The following is a 26,489-nucleotide window of genomic DNA, read 5'->3' as shown; positions in this document are numbered from 1 at the left end:
CAATATGAACAACAATATTTTAGGCTTGCACCACATCACAGCGATAGCGGGCAATGCGCAACAAAACTTCGATTTTTATACCAAAACAATGGGTTTAAGGTTGGTTAAAAAAACCGTGAATTTTGATGATCCTGGTACTTACCATCTATATTATGGCGATGAAACCGGCTCAGCAGGTACCATTCTTACCTTTTTTCCATGGGATGGAATAGGCCCGGGTACCGAAGGTGTTGGTATGGCTACTGAAATTGGTTACTCAGTACCCGAAGGCAGTCACCAGTTTTGGCTCGAAAGATTTGGTGCGGCAAATGTTAAAACCAAAGAAATTATAGAGCGTTTTGGTGAACAGGTATTGGCTTTTAAAGATCCCGATGGTTTATCATTAAGTTTAATTGTACCCAAAAATGCAGATGTTAGAAATCCATGGGAAACTGCTGAAATAAAGAAAGATACTGCTACCAAAGGCTTTCACAGTACCACGCTAACTTTGCAAAGTATCGATCAAACGGCAAAAATTTTAACCGATTTATTTGGTTACCGATTACTGGGGCAGGAAGAAAACCGCTATCGTTTTATTACCGATACAGTAGAAAATGCAGCAATTGTAGACCTTTTAGAAGTGCCGGCAGGCCATAGAGGCAGAAATGCAGCAGGTACAAATCACCATGTTGCATTCCGCGTTAAAAACGAAGATATTCAAATGGAATTAAGAGAGCAGATACTAAGTAAAAACCTGCAGATTACCCCTAAAATCGACCGCGATTATTTCTATTCACTGTATTTCCGTGAGCCGGGAGGCGTGCTTTTCGAAATTGCGACCGAAAATCCCGGCTTTACTGTTGATGAACCGCTTAATGAATTGGGAACACATTTAAAATTACCACATCAGCATGAGCATTTACGCGAAGATTTAGATAAATTACTTCCAAAATTAATTTAGAAAGTTATGGCACAAGTAAAATTAAATATCCAGGAAGGCGAACCAAGTTCATTCGATATCTACGATGAAGACGGAAAAGTTGGCGAAATGATTTTTGATATCAAAGATGCAGACCTAACCGTTTACCACACCGAAGTAGAACCTGCAAAAGAAGGAAAAGGTTATGCCAAAATGTTGCTCGATGCAATGGTAGCTTATGTACGCGAAAATAACTTAATGGTAATTCCAATGTGTCCATACGTGCATGTTCAGTTCAAAAGGCATGAAGCGTTGTATGCAGATATCTGGAATAAAACAAAAGAAGAAGAATAAAAATGAAAGAACTTATAAAAGCCGGTAAAAACTTTAATCATGCAGAAAAAGTGCTGATCATGATTCATGGTCGCGGCGGTACTGCGCAGGATATATTATCAATGTCCGAATACCTTAATGTGTCTAAATTTGCACTCGTAGCCCCCCAGGCAGAAAATAATACCTGGTACCCACAGTCGTTCCTTGCACCACGAACTGCCAATGAGCCATCGCTAGGCAAGGCACTACAAACCTTAAAAGATACCGTCCTTTATCTCGAAGATGAAGGTTTTTCAAAAGAACAGATTTACTTTTTAGGTTTTTCACAGGGTGCCTGTTTAACGCTTGATTTTGTTGCAGCCAATGCTGCCCGCTTTGGTGGTGTGGTGGCTTTTACAGGTGGACTTATCGGCGAGCAGGTAGATCACCGCAATTATCATGGTAATTTCGATGGCACACCCATTTTTATTGGCAGCAGTGATCCTGATATGCATGTGCCTGTATCAAGGGTAAAAGAATCAACAACTTTACTCGAAAGTATGGGGGCACAGGTAACCGAAATTATTTACGAAAAAATGGGACATACCATCAGCCATTCGGAAATTGAACAGGTAAATAAGCTGATTTTTAAAGATTAGTAAAGCGAATGGAAAAGGAAACAGAAAGAATAGAAGCCTTTAGTGATGGTGTTTTTGCCATTTCAGTAACCCTTTTGGTGCTCGAATTGCATGTGCCAGCACTAAAAGAAGGCAATACTGCCCTTCATTTGTTTGAAGAACTAAGGCTCCAGTGGCCCGGTTACATTGCTTTTATCATCTCTTTCTTTAGCATTTTTATTATTTGGGTTAATCACCACAAGGTTTTTAAACAGATATACAAACGAAACACAGGGCTGATGTTTGCTAACGGGCTCATTTTGTTCCTGGTTTCGCTTGTTTCTTTTCCCAGCGCCTTATTGGCCAGGTTTTTTTTAACAGATTCCAAACAGCTCTCAGTAACCATCTATACCGGCTTGTTTGTTTTAATTAACCTTGCTTTTAACCTGCTATGGCAAAAGGCCACTGCTGATAAAAAATTATTGCGACCAGGGATAAGCAACGCTGCCATCAGGCAACTCAGAAATAACTATCGCTATGGCTTCCCCACATATTTACTCGCATTTTTGCTCTCGTTCTTTTATCCTAATTTTGCGCTGCTCATCTGTATTCTGCTTTGGATATTCTGGGCAGCATCATCAAAGAAAATTAACTTTACCGAAACACAACCCCTGTAGTTAAAGAGCTTTAAATTAATAAATATGCAAAAATATAAAATTGCCGTACTTGATGATTATCAGGATGTGGCGAAATCATATGCCGATTGGACCGTACTTAGCGAATATGCCGATATTAAAATATTTACCGACCATTTGCACCAGGAAAATGAAATTGTAAATCGTTTAATGCCTTTTGATATCATTTGCGTAATGCGTGAGCGTACTCCTTTAACCGCAAGCCTGTTGATGCAATTGCCCAACCTGAAATTGATAGTATCTACAGGTGCCAGAAATCGTTCTATCGACCTTGTGGCAGCAGAAAATCTGCAAATTGAAGTGCGAAATACAGGTTATTTAGGTCATGGCGCACTAGAGCTCACCTGGGCTTTGTTGATGGCTATTGCCAAACATATTCCGCAAGAAAATGCCAATCTCCGTGCCGGCGGATGGCAGCATATGGTAGGGAACGATTTAAAAGGTAAAACCCTGGGTATTTTGGGCCTTGGTAATCTTGGTGCACAGGTTGCAGCAGTAGCCAAAGTTTTTGAGATGGATGTAATTGCCTGGAGCGAAAACCTAACCACCGAAAAGGCAGAAGCAGGTGGGGCAAGGTATGTTGATAAGAAAACGCTATTTGAGGAATCGGATTATTTAACCGTGCATATGGTATTAAGCGATAGGAGCAAAGGAATTGTTGGTGCTGATGATTTGGCTTTAATGAAAACAACGGCCTACCTGATTAATACTTCAAGAGGACCTTTGGTTGATGAAAATGCATTAATTAAATGTTTGCAGGAAAATAAGATTGCCGGAGCAGCTTTAGATGTTTTTGATAAAGAACCACTAGATGCCGATCATCCTTTTAGAACATTAAAAAATGTGCTGGCAACACCGCATATTGGCTTTGTTACGCAAGATACCTATCAGCTTTTCTTTAACGATATTGTTAAAGTTCTGGAGGAATGGTTGCCGCAACATTCAAAAAATTAAATTTGGTATTTGAATTAATTCCCCTCTTTCAGAGGGGTGTCCGCAGGACGGGGTGTTCTTTTATTCTAGCCTTTGCTTTATATGTTATAAGGTCTTCATTCCCGCGCATGCGGGAATCGTAATGGGGTCGCTATGTTTTACTGATATGTTTGCCACTATGTCTAAGGAGATCGTCATACTGATCCGATAGCTATCGGATTTATTTCAGCACCTTTCTTGCTGTGTTTAAAACGTTGAGGGAATGCGTTAAATTCGTCATTGCGAAGCTGGGGGAGAGCGAGCTGAAGCAATCTTTTTAGTTTTAACTCGCGTTCGTCATTCTCGCGCATGAGGGAATCGTAATGCGATCGCTATGTTTTACAGACATGTTGACCTCTATGTCTAAGGAGATCGTCATACTGATCCGATTGCTATCGGATTTATTTCAGCACCTTTCTTGCCGTGTTTAAAACGTTGAGGGGCAACTTAAATCCGTCATTCATGGATGAATCCTAATGTTTTCGCTCCGCTCGGGCTTGCCTCGGTTCGCCGCCACCGAAGGGCTCTTACTTTTGGCTTGGCCCAAAAGTAACAAAAACCCAAGGCTTGGAACTGATGTCGGATAAATTCGTTAAAGCTTTTTGGTCGTCAGCACAAGTTCCGCCGAAGGGGGCGGAAAGTGTGTGCTGCCTCAATGCAACGATGGAAGGAAAGGTAATGATAAAGCTTTAACGTTTTCTCCTTCCATCATTTCCTATGCCGGATAGCGTGGTGGAAATAGCGAGGTTCAGATAGCAAGGTTCAAATAGCATAATGTAGGGAATGTGTTAAATCTGTCATTGCTAGGCTGGGGAAGCGTGAGCCGAAGCAAATTTTAAAGTTTTTTAACGCACGGTCGTCATTCTCGCGCATGCGGGAATCTTAATGCAGATGCTAATTTTAATACCACTTCGTCATGCTGTTGCTGTTTAAAATGTAGAGTAATCGTCATTGCAGTTAATTCCCCATTTAGAAACCTACTTTACTTACTTAAACAGCCGTTTTAATGGGAAATGATAAAGAAACTTCAGGTTAACAATTCAATCATACTCTAAATCATTTAATACTAGAAACCTCCTTACTTTATTTCGTCTCCAAAGTCGCTTTTTAGCGAAATATCGTGAGCCATTTACGTTAAATAGAGCATCCTTAAGCCATACAAGGCACATTTCTTCCTTTGGCATGTTCTTTGAATTCGCGGAATAAATAATCACAGCAAAAAATCCCTATTGAATCTATATTCAATATGCTGTAATGTCTAAAAATGCAGCATTTGGTTCAAGATGGTGATTGATGTAATATTTAGTCAACCCAATTCCTTTAGGTATTTGGGAAAATCAATTTTGAAAAAGAATGAGAAAGCAAGAATCAGATTATCGCTCTACTACAAATGTTGATGAAAACGATGCTCAGCATATTGCAAACACTTATTTTAAACAAAGGTCAGAAACGATTGCTGAACTTGAAAAGAATTTTAGTTTAAGTGAACTGTTTCAAGGCGTGTTTTCTAAGTTGAACCCCTTGTTTTCGATTGATTGTGCTGCATTGGTATTGTATAATGAAAACATGGATCACATTACGCGTGCTTACCTCACCGAGGCTATTTCCGGCCAGGTATCCTGTACCGAAATCATATCCGATCCCATCAGTCTTTCGCTCATTACAAAAGAAATTTCGGATTTTGATTTTCCTGTGCTTAAATCGCGGCTAGACTGGATTGCCGATTTTGGCGAAAACCATTGCTTAATCAATCATGCTACAGAGTACCATTTTCATTGCTATATTCCATTAGAAAATAACGGACGCATATGGGGCACTTTCGAGCTTCACAACAATAATCGAGAATTAAGTGCAGAAGGCTTAACTTTTTGTTGTAACATAGCCGATTTTATTGCAGGCTTATTGGCCGTAATGGAAAAACGGAATACTTTGGATTTGAACCTTGAAACAGTTCACAAAACTCAGGTTACAGATGTTTCAGGAATATTGCTTGCCGAAGCAAAAATTAAAAATTTAGAACACGAAATTGAAAGATTAAATACACAATTGGGCCAATTTTTAGTTTTTACACCCGAAAACGATGTGGAAACCTTTACAAGCACCGAAATTGTAGGCACCAGTGCAGAAATGCAAGAAGTTTACAAATTACTCAACAGGATCTCTTCCTCAGAAACAACCGTATTAATTTTAGGTGAAACAGGAACCGGAAAAGAACTGATTGCAAAGGCTATTCACAATGGGTCACAACGGAGAGAAAAAGAAATGGTTAAAGTGAACTGTGCCGCCATTCCGCCAAATTTAATTGAATCAGAACTTTTTGGCCACGAGAAAGGAAGTTTTACCGGTGCCACGGAAAAAAGAATAGGTAAATTTGAACAGGCCCACAAAGGCACCATATTTTTGGATGAAGTTGGAGAATTACCGCTCGATTTACAAGTAAAGCTCCTTCGGGTTTTACAGGAAAAAGAAATAGAACGTGTAGGTGGCAAAACAACCATTCCGACTGATGTACGGATTATATCAGCAACCAACAGAAATCTTTTGGCAGAAGTAGAAGCAGGAAGGTTTAGACGTGATTTATTTTACAGATTAAATGTTTTTCCTGTTTCGCTGCCTCCGCTTAGAGATAGAAAATCTGATATTCCGGTACTCGCGTCTTATTTCCTGGATAAATTTGCAATTAAATCAAATAAAAAGCTCGACGGATTATCAAAGAAAGCAATTTCAGCAATGATGGCCTACAGCTGGCCTGGTAATGTTAGAGAGTTGGAGCACCTGATAGAAAGGCAGGTAGTAATGGCGCAAGGAGCTTTAATTAAAGATGTCGAAATTCCTGCCGCCACAGAAAAATCCAAATTTGTTGTTGCCGGAGTTAAAACCATTTTTGAAAATGAACGCGATCATATTTTTGCTGTTTTAGAATTGTGCAACGGAAAAATCTCTGGTAAAAATGGCGCAGCAAAACTTTTGGGTGTTCCTGCTACAACTCTTAATTCGAAAATTAAAAGACTTGGGTTGGCTAAAAAACACATTTATTAATCACCGTAACGCAAAAGCATTGTGCCGACTAATTATAAAGTCTTGAGAAAAAATGGCGATACCTTGTAATTAAAGATATCGCCATTAATTTTTTAAGTTACAATTGGCTTAAATATCCAATTCGTAAGATGATCTTGAAGCTTTATCGGCCTGATCGAGTAAATCAGCATCGTGTTCGCCAGCCATCTCATCACTTATAACCGTGCTTTGATTTAAGGCATCTTCTTCACTTGTTAATGCATCTTCCTTATCGTCAGAAAGTTCTTCTTTATTTGGGTCTATAATCATGGCTTTTTTATTTAAAGATAGCCATTTAAAATAGTTTAAAGCTAATTTTTTGCATCAAAAAACTCAATTTTTAATTGTCTTAATTACTGTAAAACACATTTCCCTGAAACTGATCATAAATTCACTTTATATCGTCAGTTTTACAATTGCTGTATGTATTTAAGTGTTTGTTTAGCAATATGTTGTGTGTTGGTTTGTTTTTTGGTAAATTAAACACGTCATCCTAAAACAGTATACGATTATGGCCAACTATAATTTGAAACACATTGGAGAAATGACTTCACTTTCTGAAGTAATTAATGCACTTGCAGCACAAGGTTATACTTTGGATTTTAACCTGAGAAGTAGCCAGATCGATGGTGGAGAAAATCAACTGCAAGAATTTCCTGAGCAATTTTTGATTGATAAACATTACCGCTTCGAAGGCGAATCAGACCCGGAGGATGAGGCCATTGTTTATGCCATATCTTCTGTGGATGGCAAAACCAAAGGAATACTGGTAAACGGTTACGGAACTTCATCCGAAAATTGTGGTGAAGAAGTAATCAGCAAATTAAAAACAAGAACCGAATAATATTTTATCCATGAATAAACTGAAGCTCTACGGTAAACCAGATTCTCCAGAAATTTATCCAATAAGGGATTTTTTAAAACGCAGTGTTGTCGATTTCGAATGGTTTGATATTACCCATGACGATTTGGGCTGGGGGCAGGGAATAACCTCCTTTAATAATCCCGATAAACTTCCTGTTATAGAATTTCCTGATGGCAAAGTTATCATCAACCCCAGTTTATCACAAATTGCCTGCAACCTCGGCTGGATTACGCAACCAAAATATACAGAATACGACCTTTCCATTTATGGAGCAGGTCCCGCAGGTTTAAGTGCTGCGGTTTATGCAGCATCAGAAGGTTTAAAAACCATCCTGATCGAACGCGAAGCTATTGGCGGGCAAGCAGGAACAAGTTCACTGATCGAAAATTATTTAGGCTTCCCCGAAGGTATTTCCGGAGCAAACCTTGCTGAAAGAGCCAGGCAGCAAGCCCTGAAATTTGGTGTAGAAATACTGCTTTTAAAAGAGGGGATTAAAGGCACATTTTATAACAACAGAATACATGTTGATTTTGCTTCCGGTGAAAAACTGGTTGCTAAAACGAATATTTGTGCCACAGGTGTAGAATATGCTAGGTTGAACCTTCCTGATGAAAACCGCTTTTTTCATAAAGGTGTTTATTACGGGGCCGGTGCAAGCGAGGCGTTTTTCTGTCAGGATAAAGACCTGTACATAATTGGTGGCGGTAATTCGGCAGGGCAGGCAGCCACTTATTTCTCGGGCTTTGCCAAACGGGTTTTTATGGTGATCAGAAAAGGAAATCTTGCAGAAACCCTCTCTGAATACTTAATTAAGCGCATAGCCTCTATCAAAAATATTCATGTATTGTATTATTCGCAGGTAACAGCACTCGAAGGAGATGATTATTTGCAACGTATTAAAATTGTTAACAGCCAGGATGGAACTGAAACTTGGCACGATACCTCAAAATTGTTTATTTGTATAGGAGGGAAACCGAATACCGAATGGGCCGCCGAAACAGCAATCTGCAGAGATCGGAACGGATACCTGTATACCGGAAATGATTTAATCAATCTCGATCAATATCAGGGTTGTTGGACGTTAGACAGACCACCTTATCATTTAGAAACCAGTGTTCCCGGATCATTTGCCGCTGGCGATGTAAGGTTTAATTCAGTTAAAAGAGTAGCATCAGCTGTTGGAGAAGGGGCCATGGCCGTTACACAGGTTCATCAATACTTATCAAAACTATAATTATGGAAAGCAAAAATATATGCAGCCATATAATGGCCGTAAAAACTTTAAAAACAGCAAAAGAGCGCGTTTGTGAAGAATGTATAAAACAGGGTACCGATTGGGTACACCTTCGCACCTGCCAAACCTGTGGAGTTACTTTATGCTGCGATTCATCTCCAATGCAGCACATGTCGCACCATTGCCGTGCAGAAAAACATCCGGTTGTTATTTCATCAGAACCTGGAGAAAGATGGTTATATTGTTTCGTAGATGATGAAATGGCAGAATATTAGGTTTTGCCATTCATCAATTTTTAGCTTTTTGTTATTTGCATCCAGACAAGATTAAAACAGGTCTCTTTACAATTTTTCCATGTTTATCGGCTATTTCCTCAGTAATTTCCTTTAATCCGAAAGTTGTGAAGCCTGCTTTATAAAAGAAATCCTGTACCTGGTCGGTTTCATAAAATGTGAAATCCATTTGCGTCCATGGCAAATCTCCCCCGAATTTTTTTTCAATAAAAGCCAGGTCAAATTTTCCACCAGGAGTTAAAACCCGGTAAATTTCTTTGAAATATTCTATCGGATTTTTCCAAAAATAAAGGCTGTTTACCGAGAAACAGTAACTGAAAAAATGATCCTCAAAGCCCAGTTTGCCACTTTCTTCAATTCTGATGAATTGTCTCCATTTTTCTTTATTCGTTAATACATTGCTCGATAATGCCTGTTGCAGCTGAATTTCGGAAATGCTAGCACTGTAATATTGACTTTCGGTTATTTTTTGAAATAAAAAAGGAAGATGCTCCCCATCACCAGCACCAATTTCCAATACTTTGGTGTCGGCCTCCAATTCCAGTTCATGTATAAGTTTAAAAACAATTTTATTTTTAGGCAACGGTGTATCAATTTCAACATCTTTAACACCCGTTTTGCTAACAATAGCCATTTGTTTGCCTTTTGCTGTAATATCTGTCTGCTCGTCCATAATCACATTTTTTCTCCTCCCGGAATATTTTTTTTCCGTTCAGCGGTTTAACAAGTCGGCAAAGGTGGATAATGCCCATTTTATGTATTTACACAAAAGGGATTTTCTTTTACAAAAAATAGAATTGTTGATAACCGATTTATAATAGTTCCGTTTTTTTTATGATAATTGTCATTATGGGAATCAATGTTGGTAAGGATTACGGGAGCTGGAAAAAGGTAGGGGGCAGTTTTGATGATTTTCCGGTAGAGGAACAATTGGTAACTGAACGGAAAGAGAAATACAGTTTTTCATTTAGTGATGCAGAGCTCGTTCAGATTAATACACCAGATATTTATATCGTTTATGGCGACATTCTTTTTAAACAGCATTATATGTACTTCAGGCCAACTTATGATGTTCCTGATATGATAAAATTGCGCTTTACCCTATCCGGTAAGGGAACAATATTTAATAAGGTTAACAATCAGAAGTATATTTTTAATTCCAACCAGCACAATATAATTTATATGCCTGAGTTGGATGGTACCGGTGAATATGATACCGGAAGCAACTATCGTTTTTTTGAAGTACATTTTTCAAAAGAGAAATTTTTGCAGCTTGCTGAAAATTCTTGCAGAACGCTGCAGGTTTTAGCCGAACATATGGATTCAGGTCATTATGCCCAACTCGCAGAAGATAATCTTCCCATTTCGTGGGCAATGCAAAATTGTATATCCGAAATACTAAATTGTAAGTATTCAGGAGGATTAAAACTCATGTTTCTTGAATCAAAATGTATCGAATTGCTTGTATTGCAAGCTAATGCTTTTGAAGCAAACACATTGAAAAAGAAACAACCTTTATTGGCCACATATGAAAGAGATTGTTTGTTTTACGCTCGGGATTATTTAATTGAACACATTGATCAACCACCATCAGTTGCTGAACTCGCTAAAATTTGTGGTATTAATGAATTTAAACTTAAACAAGGGTTTAAAAGCCTGTTTGATAACAGCATTTTCGGTTACTTAAGCGATTACAGGTTAAATTTTGCAAAAACTTTATTAAGTGAGGGTACGCCGATAAAATCTGTTGCTTTTGAAATGGGGTATTCTTCTGTACAGCATTTTAGCAACGCTTTCAGGAAAAAATTTGCAACATCACCAGGGAAATATTGCCATTCTTAACTCAATATATAAGGTTATCTCTGTAATGGATTGATACTACACCCAATATCTAAAAATTAAATTTACGATTTGAATTAATTCCCCTCTTTCAGAGAGGTGTCCGCAGGGCGGGGTGTTCTTTTACTTTAGTATTTGCTTTTCTAACCCGATCGTCATTCTCGCGCATGCTGGAATCCTAGTGCGCCAGTTGGATTATGGTTACTTCATTAACCTATCCAGCAACCACGTAGTGCTCAGCGCAACTAATCTTAATGCGGACCGTTATAACCCTTCCTTTTACACCGCTATATTATTCGTCATTTTATATTCAGAAGGAGTGATTCCTGTTTGCTTTTTAAAATACTTGCCAAAAAACGAAGAATTACTAAAACAGAGTTCATTGGCAACTTCTGAAATATTCATAACATGACTCGTTAACAGTAATTTAGCTTCCCTGATTACCATTTCGTCGATAATTTCCCCTGCTGTCCGGTCTGTAACCTGTTTAACCACCTGCGATAAATGTCTTGGCGTAATCCGCAGGCAATTTGCATAAAAAATTACCCGTTTTTCCTCTTTAAAATTTTCCGATACCAAGGCCAAAAAACGGTTTGTGAGCTCTGTTTGGCTATTATGCACAAATGGAGAAGTCTCTTTCTGCTTGTTTTTTAATAGAAATATATCATAAACAAGCTCCAAAAAGCTGTTATGTACAATATTTTGAATCTTCGGCATATCTTTAGGCACATTAAGTTTTTTGTGCAATGCCAGCATATCATAATAGATAAAAGTATATTCCTCTTTAGATAGTGAAAATTTATGCGATTGGCTATCCTGCGACATTCGATAAGTTTCGCCGCTATTAAAGAATACGCCCTTGTTTTTTAAGTAACTTTTATTGAAGTGGATGCTGATAAATGAAACGCTGCTATTATCGGTAATTTCGTAAACAGAATGTGGCAAAACCAATAAAATATCACGGTGATTAAGTACATGATCCACAAAATTAATCTTAATGTTCAGCTTACCTTTTGTGATCAGGATCAAGGCATAACTGGATACGCGGAAAGGTTCAGAACTGCAATAATTTAAATCGTTGCTGTTGTGGATTTTGGCCATCAATCCATCATTTAAAGACAGCGCTTCCTCGTGGTTTATTTCTGAAAAAGTTTTATTAAGTAACTGTTGTTGCATAAAATCGTTCAGCGGTTTTTTAATAATTTCTTAACAGATACGATCATCTTTTACACACCAATTCCAGCCATCTTCTTTTTGATGGATTTTGCCCTTTTATCTGTCGGATTTTGTAATGGCAAATGTAATATTCGAGATCAATTTTGCAAGTATTTTTTTTTAAAATGACTAATTCGTGATTGATTTTTGAGTTTTTGATTAATAAACACTTTTTCTGTATCGTGCTTTATTACAGTATATTATGTTGTTTTAAACGAATTTTTGACTGGTTTTTATTTTTTTACTATTTTATAATAAAAGTCAGATTGTCAATTGGTCAATTCATTTGAATGTCACATTTTGCCAATCCTACATTTTGACCAATATATCCCACATTTGAACCTTTTTTTCGCTTCAATTCCGCGTTAAAATTGTGTTATCAAATCGTATGGTTAATGCAACCTTAATCTACAGGGTTGATTTCGGTATCAACATATAGTTACAGGTGCAGGCCAAACTTTCAGAACAGGGTTTTAAAAACTGAAGAACAATAGCGTTCAGTATGCGTAAAAAATTACAAGATAGAATTGCCTCTTTTAAGGATGCAGCTATGATAAAGGAAAAGGGATTATATCCTTATTTCAGGTCGATAGAATCTGCTCAGGATACCGAGGTAGTAATCGACGGGAAAAAGGTATTGATGTTTGGTTCAAACTCTTATTTAGGGCTTACCAATCATCCCAAAATAAAGGAAGCAGCAAAAGCAGCCATCGAAAAATATGGTACAGGTTGTGCCGGCTCAAGGTTTTTAAACGGATCACTTGATATTCACCTCGAACTGGAAAAACGCCTTGCCGATTATGTTGGTAAAGAGGCTGCTGTGCTTTTTAGTACAGGCTTTCAGGTAAATTTAGGGGTAATATCCTGTTTGTTGGATCGTAACGATTATTTGTTGCTTGATGAATACGATCATGCTTCAATTATTGATGGTAGTCGCTTGGCTTTTGCACGCACCATTAAATATGCACATAACGATATGCAGGATCTGCGCCGCAAAATAAGCCGTTTGCCAGAAGATGCAGCTAAATTGATTGTATCTGATGGTATTTTCAGTATGGAAGGTGATCTGGTTAATTTGCCCGAAATGGTAGAAATAGCCAATGAATTTGGTGCAAATATTATGATGGATGATGCGCACAGTTTAGGGGTAATTGGCTTTAACGGATCAGGAACCGCTTCACATTTCAACCTTACCGATGATATAGATTTGATTATGGGCACGTTCAGTAAATCGCTGGCCTCATTAGGCGGTTTTATTGCGGGCAGTACCGAAACTATCGAATACATTAAACACCGCGCCAGATCGTTAATGTTTAGCGCAAGTATGCCTCCATCGGCTGTAGCGAGTGTTATTGCAGCCCTTGATATTATAGAATCGGAGCCAGAGCGCATCGATAAACTTTGGGCCAATACCGAGTATGCAAAAAAACTTTTAATCGAAGCTGGTTTCGATATCGGGCATAGCAACAGTCCGATTATTCCGGTTTACATCCGCGATAACATCAAAACCTTTATGATAACCAATATCCTGCAACAGAATGGGGTATTTGTAAATCCTGTGGTTTCTCCTGCGGTTCCTTCAGATTCATCATTAATCAGGTTTTCTTTAATGGCCACACACAGCTTCGATCAGATCGAATCGGCTATAGAAAAATTAAGTGCAGCTTTTAAGGCCGTTAACGTAGAATTAGTAGGAAGCTAATCATGAGAGAACTTATAAAAGTTTCAGGTAAAAAAGCATTGGCCGCATTTGTCGATTTTCCACATGAACTTTATGCGGGCGATGTAAATTACGTACCAGAACTTTTTATTGCCCAGCGCGATCTGCTTACCCCAGGCAAACACCCTTTTTACGAACATTCTGAAATACAGCTTTTTTTGCTGTACAATGATGGCACGATAATAGGCAGAATTGCCGCAATAAATAATACCAACCACAATAAGGTTTACGGCGGACAAGATGGTTTTTTTGGCTTTTTCGACTGTATAAACGATGTGGATGCTGCCCAACAACTGTTAAAAGCAGCACAAGACTGGCTTTTGGAAAAAGGGCTTACAAAGGTTTTAGGACCGGTAAATTTCTCTACCAATGAGGTATGCGGATTATTGATTGAAGGTTTCGATGGACCTCCAGTAGCTATGATGCCATACAATCCGCAGTATTATTTGCCGCTTTTGGAACAGATTGGATTTCAAAAAAATGTTGATTTAAGGGCTTACCGTTACACTGCAGGTAATTACAGTGAACGATCAGTTAAACTGCTTGATAGGATAGAAGAGCGTTTACTCCGGAATGATATTGTGTTGCGCAAAATCAACATGAAGAAATTTAAGGAAGAATGTAATGCTGTAAGAGAGGTGTACAATAAAGCGTGGGATAAAAACCTGGGTTTTGTACCGATGACGGATAAAGAATTCGATTATACAGCAAACGATCTCAAAATGATCCTCGATCCTGAGTTTTGTATTCTTGCCGAACAGCATGGTAAAATTGTAGGCTTTGCTTTGGCCATTCCCGATATCAACCAGATCTTGATCAAGATTAAACGCGGCAGATTATTTCCTACAGGGTTGATTAAACTATTAGCCAATAAAAAGAAAATAGACGGCATCCGTATTTTATTGCTTGGTGTAGTAGATGGCTACCGTAAAATGGGTATCGAAGCCTGCTTGTATGGTCGTATCATTAAACATTTTAAGGCGAAAAACATGAAATATGCTGAAGCCAGCTGGACTTTGGACCATAACGACATGATTAATAAGCCTATTGAAGATATAGGTGGCAAACTGTACCGAAAATACAGGATTTTGGAAAAAGCGATATGAAAAAGCGTGTGTTGATAACAGGAGCAACGGGATTTGTGGGCTATCACCTGATTAAATCTGCTTTGGCCAACAATTTGGAAGTTTATGCAAACGTTCGCCAATCTGCTAACGCAACGCATTTAAAAGATTTTCCGATCAACTATGTAGATCTCGATCTTTCTTCGATATACCTGTTAAAAGAGAATATTGAAGATAGAAAGTATGATTATATCGTGCATGCTGCTGCGGTTACCAAAGCAAAAAAACTGGATGATTACAATCAGGTAAATGCTATTTATACCCGAAACCTTGCTGTAGCGGCTTCAAAAGCAACACACCTTATTAAAAAATTTGTATTCATCAGCAGTTTGGCTGCATTGGGGCCTTTAAATAAAAAAAGCGAACGGTTAACTGATAAAAGTGCATCACATCCGGTAACCAATTATGGCATCAGCAAGGCACTTGCAGAAACTTACCTGGCTCAGGTACCAAATCTGCCCTTAATTATATTCAGGCCTACTGCGGTTTATGGTCCACGGGAAAAAGATATTTTTATCCTCATTAAAACCATAAAAGCTGGTCTGGAGCTTTACATCGGCAAACAGGAACAAGAACTTAGTTTTGTGTATGCAACAGATCTGGCCAATATCATTGTTAACGCATTGGCCTCTGATGTGGTTGGCAAAAGCTACAATATTTCAGATGGAGCTGTATATAGCCGCTCATCGCTCGCAAATTATGTAAGTAAAGCACTTGGCAAAAAAACGCTGACTGTTAATGTACCTGTGCCACTTATTAAAGGCTTAGCATGGTCTATGGAACGTGTATACAGCATATTTAATAAAATTCCGGCCTTAAACGTAGATAAAATTAAAGAACTCACAGCCCTGAACTGGGGTTGCGACATAAAAAATATCCAGAAAGACTTTGGCTTTACACCTCAATTCGGGCTTGAGCAAGGTCTTAATGAAACGATAAACTGGTACCGTAAAAACAATTGGTTATAAGATTTTAAATAAAAATAGAATGAAACAACAAGTAAAAGCAGCTGAAGGCAAGTTGGGTATATTAATGCCAGGACTTGGCGCTGTAGCAACAACCATGATTGCCGGAGTTGCTGCAATTAAAAAAGGGATATCTAAGCCTATTGGTTCGTTAACCCAGATGGGAACAATCCGTTTAGGTAAAAGAACTGAAAATAAACAACCAAAAATTAAAGATTTTGTGCCTTTGGCAGGTTTGGAAGATTTAGTATTTGGTGGCTGGGATGTTTACGAAGATAACGTTTACGAAGCAGCATTAAATGCCCGTGTACTCGATGCAAACCTTTTGCGCGATGTGCGTGAAGAATTGCAGGCCATTAAACCAATGCGTGCAGCTTTTGATAGAAATTATGTAAAAAACCTTGATGGCAAATACGTAAAAGATATTGATAACCGTTACGAACTGGCTTTAGCCGTAATGGAAGATATTAAAAACTTTAAGGCAGAAAACAACTGCGATCGTATTGTTTTGGTATGGTGCGGTTCTACTGAAATTTATTTCGAAGCATCTGAAGTGCATGAATCGCTTGCTGCATTTGAGCAAGGTTTAAGAGATAACGACCCACGCATTGCACCGAGTATGATTTATGCTTATGCTGCTTTAAAATTGGGTATTCCGTTTGCCAATGGTGCGCCAAATTTAACGGTAGATATTCCTGCATTAATCGAACTGGCTAAAGAAACCAATACACCAATTGCCGGTAAAGATTTTAAAACCGGACAAACTTTAATGAAAACCATTTTAGCCCCAGGTTTGGCTGCACGCTCTTTAGGTGTAAATGGTTGGTTTTCTGATAATATTTTAGGTAACCGTGATGGTTTGGTATTGGATGATCCGGATAACTTTAAAACAAAAGAAGTATCTAAACTAGGCGTACTGGAAGATATATTCAAACCAGATGTTAACCCGGATTTATATGGAGAAATGTACCACAAAATCAGGATCAACTATTATCCGCCTCACGGTGATAACAAAGAAAGCTGGGATAACATCGATATTTTCGGTTGGTTAGGTTATAAAATGCAGATTAAAATCAATTTCCTTTGCCGCGATTCTATTTTAGCTGCACCAATTGTGTTGGATCTTGCCTTGTTTATCGATTTGGCTAAACGTTCAAATATGTCGGGCATTCAGGAATGGTTATCATTCTACCTTAAATCGCCACAAACGATACCAGGTGTACCTGCAGAAAACGATATTTTTAAACAGTTAATGAAACTTCAAAATACCTTGCGTTACATCATGGGCGAAGAATTGATTACCCATTTAGGTCAGGATTACGAAGAAGAACTGATAGAAACCGTATAGTGTTTATCCACAAATTTCTTTCAACGGCTCTGGGAATAGGTTATATCGGCAAAGGTGCTGGTACTTATGCTGCAATAGCAACCTGTATCTGCTGGCACCTTACCCAGAGCCCTTATAGCAACCCCTACTTATGGCCTGTATTAATCACCATATTAATTATAATGCTGGGCATAATGAGTGGAGATCGGGTCGAAGAAATTTGGGGAAAAGACCATCAAAAAGTGGTAATTGATGAAGTGGCCGGAATGTGCATTACGCTGTTATTTGTACCATTAAAGTGGCAATACACGCTTATCGGATTGATACTTTTTAGGTTTTTTGATATCCTTAAACCTTTTTATATCCGCAAAATGGAAGAATTGCCAGGTGGCTGGGGTGTAATGGCTGATGATATATTGGCTGGCATTTATGCCAATGTGGTTCTCCAGCTTGTTGTTGTTTTAGCACTCTTTTAATACCATGTTTACTTTTTTAAAGGCACAGGGTTCTTCATTAATCGCTTCAGCAATTGATTTTGGCGTAACGGTTATGGCTGTAAATCTTTTAAGTTGGTGGTACCTCGCAGCAAGCATAACCGGAACCGTTTGCGGTGGGGTAGTCAATTTCTCCATAAACCGCAAATGGGTTTTCGAAAGCCAGTCTAAAGCTATTAAATGGCAAATATTAAAATACATTTTGGTATGGGCGGGCAATTTGGCCATTGTTACAACCGGTGTATTTGTTTTTACCCACTATTTTAACCTCAATTACGTACTCGCCAAAGTTTTTAGCTCTGTTTTAACGGGCATAAGCTACAATTATATCATGCAAAAGCAGTTTATTTTTTCAAGTTAAATGAAACCCAACTATTCGTTTTTTCTCACTGTAGCGCTCAGTTTTATCCTGCAGGTAAACGCTTTTGCTCAACGCACCGCAGTTTCGGGTACCGTACGCGATGCCGTAACCAAAGAAACTTTATCAAATGTTTCTGTTTTTTTTAAAGATACCCAGATTGGTACACAAACAGATGTAAACGGGAAGTATACCCTGGTTTCGCCAAATCCGCAAAGCGAAATCAGTTTTAATTATGTAGGGTACCGTACAGTTTATAAAAATATTCTGCCAGGTAAAACTCAAGAATCTGATGTGGCCCTTGTGCCTGATGCCAAAGCTTTAGATGAAGTAATCATTGTTGGAGGCAAAAAAATAAAATACCGCAATAAAGATAATCCAGCGGTAGAACTTATCCGCCAGGTAATTGCCCATAAGGAAGAAAACCGCATAAAAAGTTACAACACGGCATCGTACAGGCAATACGAAAAGATGTTGTTTTCGCTAAGCAACGTTTCGGATAAGTTTAAAAACAAAAAAATGTTCCGCAATTACCAGTTTTTGTTTCAGGAACAGGATTCGACTTTAATTGGTGGAAAAAATCTGTTGCCGGTATATATCCAGGAGAAACTTTCTGATAGTTACCTCAGTAAAAATCCTGAAAAAAATAAAACCATTGTAATTGCCGAGAAACAGGTAAACTTCGACAGTAGATACATTGATAATAAGGGAATGAAAACTTATTTCGACCGGATGTATCAGGATATCGATATTTACAAGAACAACATTTCGGTTATCAGTAACGAGTTTTTAAGTCCCATTTCGGATGGTGCGCCAGCTTTTTACAAGTTTTTTATCACCGATACACTGAAAAATCAAAAACCTCAGATCATTGAGCTTTCTTTTACGCCCCGTAATACGAATGATATGTTGTTTGAGGGCAAAATATATGTAACCAATGATAGTCATTATGCCGTTACCGGTGCTTCATTTGGGGTAAACAAAAACATTAACCTCAACTTTGTACGCTCACTAAAAATCGACCTTAATTTTGAAGCAAATGACAAAGGAAAATACAGCCTGAGTAAAAGCAACCTATTGGCTGATTTTGGTATAGGTAAAACCAAAGGCATAGGCTTTACAGGAGAGCGAACGGTTACTTTTAAAAATTATCAGTTCGATACCGTATTACCTGATACCATATTTGAGGGTAAAAGTACTGTTGTACTGGCCGATGCAGGCAAGAGGGACGATAAATTTTGGGAAAAGAACCGTTTGGATACGATTTCGAAAGATCAGTTAAAAATTTATGGCAATATAGATACCCTGCAAAACCTGCCGTCGGTTAAACGCACAATGAAAATTGTCACCCTTTTATTTGCAGGTTATCAGAATTTAGGACCCTACGAAATCGGACCGGTAAATACCTTTTACAGTTTTAATAACGTAGAAGGTTTAAGGTTGCGTGTTGGCGGAAGAACCACACCAGAGCTGAGCAAACGATATTATTTCGAAAACTATCTGGCTTATGGCATAAAGGATGAAAAATGGAAGTTTTTCCTATCGGCAACCTATTCGCTAAATAACAAATCGATCTATGAATTTCCTCAGAATTATATAAGGGCAAGTTTTCAGCGCGATACGAAAATACCAGGGCAGGAGCTACAGTTTGTACAGGAAGATAACTTTTTACTATCCTTTAAAAGAGGGGTTAACGATATGTTGCTGTACAACGATTTTTACCGTTTAGATTATGTAAAGGAATTCGAAAATCATTTTTCTTACAATCTTGGCTTTAAAAAATGGAGTCAAACACCAGCAGGTGGACTTAATTACATCAATTCCAATAATCAATTCGTTAACAGGTTAACCACAAGCGAAGTTTCCTTACAATTAAGGTATGCACCAAATGAAAAGTTTTACCAGGGAAAAATTTACCGGGTGCCCATTGCCGATCGTTATCCGGTATTTAATTTGCGCTATACCGCAGGTTTAAAAGGAGTATTGGGTGGCGAATACAACTACCATAATATTATGGGTAGCATTGATAAACGCTTTTATTTATCGCAGTTGGGTTATAGCGATGTAACTTTTGAAGGCGGTTATATTGCCGGCAAAGTGCCTTTTCCATTGTTGGATATACACCGCGCCAATCAAACCTATGCTTATCAGCTCAACTCATATAACCTGATGAACTTTTTAGAGTTTGTGAGCGATCATTATGTAAGCATTAATATCGATCACAACTTTAACGGCTTCTTTTTTAATAAGGTGCCTTTAATAAAACGTTTAAAATTAAGAGAAGTGGTATCATTCAAAGCATTGTATGGTGGTTTACGGAATGAAAATAATCCAAATTTTCAAAGCGGATTATATCAGCTTCCCATTTATGAAAACGGTGCACAAAGAACTTATGCTTTAGGTAACGAACCTTACATGGAAGGAAGCGTTGGCATAGGAAACATTTTTAAATTATTAAGGGTTGATTTGGTAAAGCGTTTCAATTACCTCAACAATCCAGAAGTTTCGGAATGGGGAATAAGGGCAAGGGTTAAATTCGATTTTTAATAAAAAGTTATGGAAACTAAATTGCGCGACAGACTGCAGCAAGGCATCTACAAGGTAATTAATCCTTTTGTTAAAGGGTTAATTAAGATTGGCTTAACACCAAATATGGTAACCTTAATTGGCTTAATTCTGAATATTGGGGTGGCGGTTATTTTTGTACTTGGTGCCGAAAAATCAAACCGTGGCGATATGTCGTACATCGGTTGGGGAGGAGCATTGGTACTCTTTGCAGGCCTTTTTGATATGCTCGATGGCCAGGTAGCCCGGTTAGGAAACATGAGTTCCAAGTTTGGTGCCCTGTTCGATTCCGTTCTTGATCGTTATAGCGAAATGATTATGTTTTTGGGCATTTGTTATTACCTGGTGGCGCATCATTATTTCTTAAGTTCCCTGTTTGCTTTTATTGCACTAATTGGCTCAATGATGGTGAGTTACACCCGTGCCAGGGCCGAAGGTTTAGGGGTAGAGTGTAAGGGCGGTTTAATGCAACGGCCAGAAAGGGTAGTTACTATTGGTGTATTTGCCATTGCCTGTGGTGTTGCAGGGCATTTTATTGGCGGCGATTATAAGGTGTATATGCCGGGTATTTCATTCCATGTGTTCGAAACGATGTCTATTTTTACCATGCCCATTACCTTAATGGCGGTATTAACAAATATTACCGCTGTAAAACGTTTGCAAGATGCTAAGAGAGGCTTAGAGGCGCAGGAGTATAACGAGCGTAAAGGCAATAACAGGGCGGCCCTGGTTGCTGGTTTGGTATTGATGGGAAGTTTAAGCCTTGGGTTATCTTTCAATGCAAATGCACAGGGGGCAGATCCTTCTCCAATTACTTTTCCTACACCGAATGGCATCAATAACCAGTTGTTTTATTTACAGCGCGATCCGAATACAAATACCATTATCTGCCAGTTAAATGTAGATAAACGCGGTGTAGTGGATAAAAACCAACCCGTTAATGTATTTTGGATGCGGTATGGTGACAATGGAGAGAAGAAAGATTTAAGTTATATCCAGCGGAAATTTGCCTACGGAATTATTAGTAAAGATTTGGGCAATGGCCAGTTTGAGCTTCGATTTACCTCGCACAAAAAGTTACCAATGTACCTCAATAAATTAGGTGCAGATAAAAAGTACCATGTATTTGCCACCATTAACAATAAAAAAATGCAGGTAGAGCGCATATTTCTTCGCATTGAAGGAGGTACATTTTGGTTTCCGAATGTAAAATATGTAGAAATAAAAGGGTTTGATGCTTCAGAACCGTCAAAAGTGTTGGTAGAGCGGATTAAGGTTTAGCGGAGGGTGTTGAGCGTTTTGCGGGTGGCGTTCCCACCCAATCCGTCATTGCGAGAAGGCTTTTTCAGCCGACGAAGCAATCTCTCTTGAATCGTAATTTCGAGCAGACCCGATAGCTATCGGTGCAACGGAGCCGGGAAATCTAACTAGATAGATCTCTCAATTCCGCTACCAATGAAAAATCTGCAAACTTCAGTCGAGGTGAAGACCGAACATAAATAGAGTTGAATGTCAGTCCAAGCGTAGGAGAAGACAAAAAATAATTTTATCAAATGAAAAAGAATTTTGTATCTAATTCAACTGCATCCATCAGGATGTTTAAAAACGACTTTTTAGAAAGCCTGTCGAAAGTGCGGTTTTACGTACCATTGGTTGTTTATATCCCTGTAATTGCCTTCCTTTTTTGGAAAGCACTTGGCGAATTACAAATGCCTGTCTTAATTTTTGCGGGTTGGTTTCTGCTCGGTTTGGCCATCTGGACCATCACCGAATACATCCTGCACCGTTATGTTTTCCATTTCGAACCTGATGTAGAATGGGGTAAAAAGATCCATTTTATTTTCCACGGCGTACACCACGATTATCCCAATGATGCCAAAAGATCGGTAATGCCACCTTCGGCCAGTATCCCTATGGCTTTGGGCTTTTATTTTCTTTTCGATTGGTTATTGCCAGAAACGATGGTTTATCCGTTTTTCTCCGGCTTTATGATTGGCTATTTATTTTACGATATGGTGCATTATGCGCTTCACCACGCCAATTTTAAAAGCGGTTTCTGGAAACAGTTAAAACAACACCATATGCTTCACCATTATTCTGATTCGACAAAAGGCTATGGGGTAAGCTGGACTTTCTGGGATCATATTTTTAGATCTAACTTTGATAAAAAATAATATGCAGCAAGAGATTTTGCTCAAAAACAATTTTTATACCATTCGCAATGTTTATCTAACAGTTGCTATATCTGTTGGGTATCTATTGTTATCAGCATTTCTGGTCGGCTTTAAAACCGATCAACTCGTATTGATTTTTATTTTTAACAGTCTTTTTTACCTTTCTGAAGGTACCCGTCGCTTTATACTGGGCTTTTCGATTTTCATCGTATACTGGATTCTTTTCGATTATATGAAAGCATTTCCTAACTATCTTTTTAATGTAGTTCACATTAAAGATTTATACGAAATGGAAAAAAATATATTTAGCATACATCAACATGGCCTAACACTTACGCCCAATGAGTATTGGAAACTGAACAGCAATTCATTTTTGGATGTATTAACAGGCATTTTCTACCTGATGTGGGTGCCCGTACCCCTTGCTTTTGCCACTTACCTTTTCTTTAAAAATAAGGAACAGTTTGTACGGTTCTCACTCACTTTTGTTTGGGTAAATTTGTTGGGTTTCGTGGTTTATTATGCTTTTCCGGCAGCACCCCCTTGGTATATTCAGGAGCATGGCTTTACATTTGTTGCCAAAACTGCAGGCAATACAGCAGGCTTGGCCAGGTTTGATCATTATTTTAATATTACCCTTTTTCAAGGGATTTACAGCAAAGGCTCTAACGTTTTCGCAGCTATGCCCTCGCTGCATTCATCATATCCGGTAATTGTGGTATATTATGGGTTAAAGAACAAGCTTGGAAAAATTAATATTTTCTTTTTGATAGTGATGATCGGCATCTGGTTTTCTGCTGTATATACCAGTCACCATTACTGCCTTGATGTTTTAGCTGGAATAAGTTGCGCTGTAATTGGGATTATTAGTTTTAACTACCTGGTTAAACAAACCAGATTAAGGGAGTTTATTGGGTATTATGTTAAAGTACTAGCGAGGCACTAAGATCACAGAAGTAGCGATAAATCGTCATTGTAAAGATGCTTTTTCTGCCCGATGAGCAATCTTCCAATGATCGAATTTAGATTGCTTCCCACAATAATTGGCGCAGGCTGTACTTCGAAATTTTGAACGCTCTTTGGGGGTTAGTTAATGGTAGCGAATTGAAAACCACTTTAATTAATTGGAGTTAAAATTATCAATTGAACCAAATTTTTTTATGCGGGGTATTAAAAAGTTGTAAATTGAGTGCTCAAACCCTGCATGAACATGAAATACAACCGACGGAATTTTATCGGAGGAAGCCTAGCCTTAACGTCTGCTTTATTTTTAACCCCAACAGATACATTCAGTTCACCTGATATTGAACCGGTAAAAACATCAAATGGATTTGCTTTACTCATTATGGCACCATATTGGGGATTTAACGGCTCTGTATCTGATTTTTGCAAAAAAGCAAAAAAGGATGGTTACGATGGAATAGAAATTTTATGGTCGGCAGAAACTGCAGATGAATTATTTAAGGCCTTAAAAGAACATCAGTTAGCAGTTGGTTTCCTTTGCCGAGGAGATGAACCCCAGTTCGGTACACATTTTACAACATTTAAAAAAGTATTAAAAGAAGCTGCAGAAAATAAAGCGCAAAAACCACTTTATATCAATGTTCATTCGGGCAAAGACTTTTTCACTTTCGAAGAAAATAAAAGATTTATTGATTTTACTGTACAGTATGCTAAAGAAAGCGGTGTTCCGATTTATCATGAAACCCATAGATCCAGGATGCTGTATTCGGCACCGGCATCTTTACCGTATTTAAAAGAAAAGCCTGATTTAAGACTTACGCTTGATATTTCTCACTGGTGTAACGTAAGCGAAAGCCTTTTAGAAGATCAACCCGAAACAGTTGCACTCGCCATTTCCAGAACAGACCACGTACACTCAAGGGTTGGCCATGCGGAAGGACCACAGGTAAGTGATCCGAGGGCTCCGGAATGGAAGGAGGCAGTAGATGCCCATTTTAAATGGTGGGATAAAATAGTGGCCATTAAAAAACAGCAGGGGAAAATCCTTACGATGTTAACCGAGTTTGGTCCACCCAGTTATATGCCAACAATTCCATATACCAACCTTCCAGTGGCCGATCAATGGGCAATAAATGTTTATATGATGCAGGTTTGGAGAAAAAGATACCAGTAATTTAGCAATTGCTTTTTTCCATAAATCACAAAATCCGCTTTAGCCAGCAAATTATTTAGCCAATTGTACCAGTGATTGTGCGGTTAATGTTTCTTGAGATTTATCAACATTTGGCAAACGCATTTTAACCACTTTAGTTTCAAGATTTAAAGATGGGTTGTTGGTTTTTGTAAGTGCTGCGATGTCTCTGGTGGTTGTAGATAACATTTTTAATGAAAGCAGGAATAACCTTTCATTTTGAAAATCGTTATCAGATTTTTCACTATAGCTATATTGAGCACTATCCAGCAACACCAGTTTTTGCGTAATTTGAGCAAGTACCTCCGTAGATAAAGCTAAACCTTGTATGCCTATTACGCGATTATTTTTTATAAGGTAATCAAGGCCGTTAAAGGTAATGATGGTTAAATTTTCTCTGTTGATAAAATACTCAGGTTTAGAGAGTTTTCCTTTTTTACGGTTCTTAATAAATTCGTTACCTAATCTTTCGATCATGTGATTCCCATTTATTCTGTCAACATTTTCGAAAGAAACATCTTGTTTATTTAGGTTTTGAGCCAACACCTGGATTGATGTTGAAGAGATTGATGTAATTACAAGAAATATAAATAACGTTTGTTTGGCAATTTTCATGGCACAAAGATAAAATTTCATTTTCTATTTTGGAACTTTGTGTATTTTTAATACTACAGATTTTAACGATTTTTGAAATTTTAATGATGATAAAAATCAACAATTTAATTTTTACACATTTTTTGCCTCATAATACCCTTATAATTGTAATTATAGTGTCAGCCAGCTCTTGTATGCGTTATTTTTCCGGTCCTGTAATACCTATTCTGCAAAAAGAGGTTAAGCGATTTTAAGTGCTTAAATTTTGATAACAAATTTTAAGGTATCGCCTGCTTCATTTCTGGTATATCTAAATGCCTGTGTTAAATATCCTGATATTAACACAACCTTAATATTTGGTTTATAATTCAGTCCTACTTTTGTGATGTAAATATTTGGTTAGTATTATACAGTTTAGTTAGTTGATTAGTAAAAGGCTACAATGGATATTGTAGCCTTTTCCGTTTTAATAACTTAAATAATCTATTTTGTGAGCTAGAAAGCAAGCCAATGAAGGGTTGTTAATAATTAATTTCTGGTAATTTTTCTTTGACACTTCTTGCTTTTTTTGTAATGCCTGGTTAGTTAACTTAAAGAAGATCAGGCAATATCGCTTAAATAAAGAAATAGATCAGTGTTAAAAGAAAAGGATTAATTGATGTGAATGCTTCATTGTTAATAAAATTATTAGTTTTGCGGTCCGTTTATTGTAGATCGGAAAGAATATATTTAATTACGGATGGTCTATCATCCTATTAAAAAGAAAACATTATGGACAAATTTAAAGAAGTACAAGATCTGATTTCTTCAGTTGAAGCAGATGTAACCAAGTTTTATGATGGTGGTAATGCAGCTGCTGGTACACGTGTACGTAAAGCAATGCAAGACCTTAAAGTTTTAGCTCAAGATATCAGAGCTGAAGTAACAGAAAAAAAGAATAGCGCGAAATAATAACATTATTGCGTTTTGGGAAAAACAAAGCCTCCTGCCTCACGGTTGGAGGCTTTGTTGTTTTA

At 38.0% G+C, this 26,489-nt stretch carries 26 protein-coding genes; 22 read left to right on the top strand and 4 right to left on the bottom strand.

Features of this window, described 5'->3' with window-relative positions; genetic code table 11:
* Nucleotides 1–4 precede the first annotated feature (4 nt).
* From ACZZZW_RS19055 to ACZZZW_RS19030, 6 genes are all read left to right on the top strand, one after another.
* Entirely contained in the window at nt 5–940 is a 936-nt protein-coding gene (locus ACZZZW_RS19055; RefSeq protein ID WP_463495822.1) for a ring-cleaving dioxygenase, read from the top strand.
* Nucleotides 941–946: 6 nt separating this feature from the next.
* Entirely contained in the window at nt 947–1,252 is a 306-nt protein-coding gene (locus ACZZZW_RS19050) for a GNAT family N-acetyltransferase (RefSeq protein WP_463495819.1), read from the top strand.
* Nucleotides 1,253–1,254: 2 nt separating this feature from the next.
* Nucleotides 1,255–1,869 carry an alpha/beta hydrolase gene (locus ACZZZW_RS19045; protein ID WP_463495816.1) on the top strand — a complete coding sequence of 205 codons (615 nt, stop codon included), beginning with the start codon at nt 1,255–1,257 and terminating at the stop codon, nt 1,867–1,869.
* Nucleotides 1,870–1,877: 8 nt separating this feature from the next.
* Entirely contained in the window at nt 1,878–2,504 is a 627-nt protein-coding gene (locus tag ACZZZW_RS19040; RefSeq protein ID WP_463495813.1) for a TMEM175 family protein, read from the top strand.
* 24 nt (nt 2,505–2,528) lie between these two features.
* Nucleotides 2,529–3,476 carry a D-2-hydroxyacid dehydrogenase family protein gene (locus ACZZZW_RS19035; RefSeq protein ID WP_463495810.1) on the top strand — a complete coding sequence of 316 codons (948 nt, stop codon included), beginning with the start codon at nt 2,529–2,531 and terminating at the stop codon, nt 3,474–3,476.
* A 1,371-nt stretch (nt 3,477–4,847) separates the two neighbouring features.
* Nucleotides 4,848–6,533, top strand: coding sequence for a sigma 54-interacting transcriptional regulator (locus tag ACZZZW_RS19030; RefSeq protein ID WP_463495808.1), 1,686 nt, complete (start codon nt 4,848–4,850; stop codon nt 6,531–6,533).
* A gap of 108 nt (nt 6,534–6,641) precedes the next feature.
* On the opposite strand, the gene ACZZZW_RS19025 is transcribed toward ACZZZW_RS19030, so the two are convergent.
* Nucleotides 6,642–6,821 (bottom strand): hypothetical protein, encoded by a 180-nt coding sequence (locus tag ACZZZW_RS19025; protein ID WP_055907223.1) that lies wholly within the window; start codon nt 6,819–6,821, stop codon nt 6,642–6,644.
* 241 nt (nt 6,822–7,062) lie between these two features.
* On the opposite strand from ACZZZW_RS19025, the gene ACZZZW_RS19020 reads away from it, so the two are divergent.
* Genes ACZZZW_RS19020 through ACZZZW_RS19010 form a run of 3 tightly spaced genes read left to right on the top strand, consistent with a single transcriptional unit; the run spans nt 7,063 to nt 8,925 of the window.
* On the top strand, nt 7,063–7,395 hold the full coding sequence (locus ACZZZW_RS19020; RefSeq protein ID WP_463495804.1) for a phosphoribosylpyrophosphate synthetase: 333 nt from the start codon (nt 7,063–7,065) through the stop codon (nt 7,393–7,395).
* 10 nt (nt 7,396–7,405) lie between these two features.
* Nucleotides 7,406–8,650, top strand: coding sequence for an NAD(P)/FAD-dependent oxidoreductase (locus tag ACZZZW_RS19015; RefSeq protein WP_463495801.1), 1,245 nt, complete (start codon nt 7,406–7,408; stop codon nt 8,648–8,650).
* Nucleotides 8,651–8,652: 2 nt separating this feature from the next.
* Entirely contained in the window at nt 8,653–8,925 is a 273-nt protein-coding gene (locus tag ACZZZW_RS19010) for a UBP-type zinc finger domain-containing protein (RefSeq protein WP_463495800.1), read from the top strand.
* A 31-nt stretch (nt 8,926–8,956) separates the two neighbouring features.
* Here the strand turns inward: ACZZZW_RS19010 and ACZZZW_RS19005 are convergent, their stop codons facing one another.
* Nucleotides 8,957–9,616 carry a class I SAM-dependent methyltransferase gene (locus ACZZZW_RS19005; protein ID WP_463495798.1) on the bottom strand — a complete coding sequence of 220 codons (660 nt, stop codon included), beginning with the start codon at nt 9,614–9,616 and terminating at the stop codon, nt 8,957–8,959.
* 176 nt (nt 9,617–9,792) lie between these two features.
* Here ACZZZW_RS19005 and ACZZZW_RS19000 point away from each other — a divergent pair, with 176 nt between their 5' ends.
* On the top strand, nt 9,793–10,785 hold the full coding sequence (locus ACZZZW_RS19000) for a helix-turn-helix domain-containing protein (RefSeq protein ID WP_463495796.1): 993 nt from the start codon (nt 9,793–9,795) through the stop codon (nt 10,783–10,785).
* 276 nt (nt 10,786–11,061) lie between these two features.
* Here ACZZZW_RS19000 and ACZZZW_RS18995 read toward each other — a convergent pair whose 3' ends face one another.
* A complete protein-coding gene (locus ACZZZW_RS18995; protein ID WP_463495794.1) occupies nt 11,062–11,958 on the bottom strand; it encodes a helix-turn-helix domain-containing protein in 897 nt (298 codons plus the stop codon).
* 541 nt (nt 11,959–12,499) lie between these two features.
* On the opposite strand from ACZZZW_RS18995, the gene spt reads away from it, so the two are divergent.
* The 11 genes from spt to ACZZZW_RS18940 all read left to right on the top strand — a co-directional run bounded on the left by spt (nt 12,500) and on the right by ACZZZW_RS18940 (nt 24,861).
* Nucleotides 12,500–13,699 carry a serine palmitoyltransferase gene (gene spt / locus ACZZZW_RS18990; protein WP_463495791.1) on the top strand — a complete coding sequence of 400 codons (1,200 nt, stop codon included), beginning with the start codon at nt 12,500–12,502 and terminating at the stop codon, nt 13,697–13,699.
* A gap of 2 nt (nt 13,700–13,701) precedes the next feature.
* Nucleotides 13,702–14,823, top strand: coding sequence for a hypothetical protein (locus ACZZZW_RS18985; protein ID WP_463495788.1), 1,122 nt, complete (start codon nt 13,702–13,704; stop codon nt 14,821–14,823).
* A complete protein-coding gene (locus ACZZZW_RS18980; protein ID WP_463495785.1) occupies nt 14,820–15,809 on the top strand; it encodes an NAD-dependent epimerase/dehydratase family protein in 990 nt (329 codons plus the stop codon). The genes ACZZZW_RS18985 and ACZZZW_RS18980 overlap by 4 nt, the downstream gene beginning before the upstream one ends.
* A gap of 19 nt (nt 15,810–15,828) precedes the next feature.
* Complete coding sequence (locus ACZZZW_RS18975; RefSeq protein ID WP_055907251.1) at nt 15,829–17,154, top strand: inositol-3-phosphate synthase; 1,326 nt, start codon at nt 15,829–15,831, stop codon at nt 17,152–17,154.
* A complete protein-coding gene (locus tag ACZZZW_RS18970) occupies nt 17,154–17,609 on the top strand; it encodes a phosphatidylglycerophosphatase A family protein (protein WP_463495781.1) in 456 nt (151 codons plus the stop codon). Before ACZZZW_RS18975 ends, ACZZZW_RS18970 begins: the two co-directional genes overlap by 1 nt.
* A 4-nt stretch (nt 17,610–17,613) precedes the next feature.
* Nucleotides 17,614–17,988 carry a GtrA family protein gene (locus ACZZZW_RS18965; protein ID WP_463495779.1) on the top strand — a complete coding sequence of 125 codons (375 nt, stop codon included), beginning with the start codon at nt 17,614–17,616 and terminating at the stop codon, nt 17,986–17,988.
* The gene (locus ACZZZW_RS18960) at nt 17,989–20,532 is read left to right on the top strand and encodes a DUF5686 and carboxypeptidase-like regulatory domain-containing protein (RefSeq protein WP_463495776.1); all 2,544 of its coding nucleotides are present in this window, start codon (nt 17,989–17,991) and stop codon (nt 20,530–20,532) included.
* 9 nt (nt 20,533–20,541) lie between these two features.
* Nucleotides 20,542–21,831, top strand: coding sequence for a DUF4833 domain-containing protein (locus tag ACZZZW_RS18955; RefSeq protein ID WP_463495774.1), 1,290 nt, complete (start codon nt 20,542–20,544; stop codon nt 21,829–21,831).
* A gap of 272 nt (nt 21,832–22,103) precedes the next feature.
* Nucleotides 22,104–22,724, top strand: a complete 621-nt coding sequence (locus ACZZZW_RS18950) for a sterol desaturase family protein (protein ID WP_463495772.1) — start codon at nt 22,104–22,106, stop codon at nt 22,722–22,724.
* A gap of 1 nt (nt 22,725) precedes the next feature.
* Nucleotides 22,726–23,670 (top strand): phosphatase PAP2 family protein, encoded by a 945-nt coding sequence (locus ACZZZW_RS18945; protein ID WP_463495770.1) that lies wholly within the window; start codon nt 22,726–22,728, stop codon nt 23,668–23,670.
* A 264-nt stretch (nt 23,671–23,934) separates the two neighbouring features.
* Complete coding sequence (locus tag ACZZZW_RS18940; RefSeq protein ID WP_463495767.1) at nt 23,935–24,861, top strand: sugar phosphate isomerase/epimerase family protein; 927 nt, start codon at nt 23,935–23,937, stop codon at nt 24,859–24,861.
* A gap of 51 nt (nt 24,862–24,912) precedes the next feature.
* Here ACZZZW_RS18940 and ACZZZW_RS18935 read toward each other — a convergent pair whose 3' ends face one another.
* Complete coding sequence (locus tag ACZZZW_RS18935; RefSeq protein WP_463495764.1) at nt 24,913–25,494, bottom strand: hypothetical protein; 582 nt, start codon at nt 25,492–25,494, stop codon at nt 24,913–24,915.
* Nucleotides 25,495–26,244: 750 nt separating this feature from the next.
* Between ACZZZW_RS18935 and ACZZZW_RS18930 the strand changes: the two genes are divergently transcribed.
* Nucleotides 26,245–26,424: a histone H1 gene (locus tag ACZZZW_RS18930; protein ID WP_055907279.1), complete on the top strand. Its 180-nt coding sequence runs from the start codon at nt 26,245–26,247 to the stop codon at nt 26,422–26,424.
* The last annotated feature ends 65 nt before the right edge of the window (nt 26,425–26,489 follow it).

This window comes from Pedobacter sp. AC379, assembly GCF_979258145.1.
Note: the sequence above shows the minus strand (reverse complement) of the source record. Positions and strands in the feature narration are given on the sequence as shown.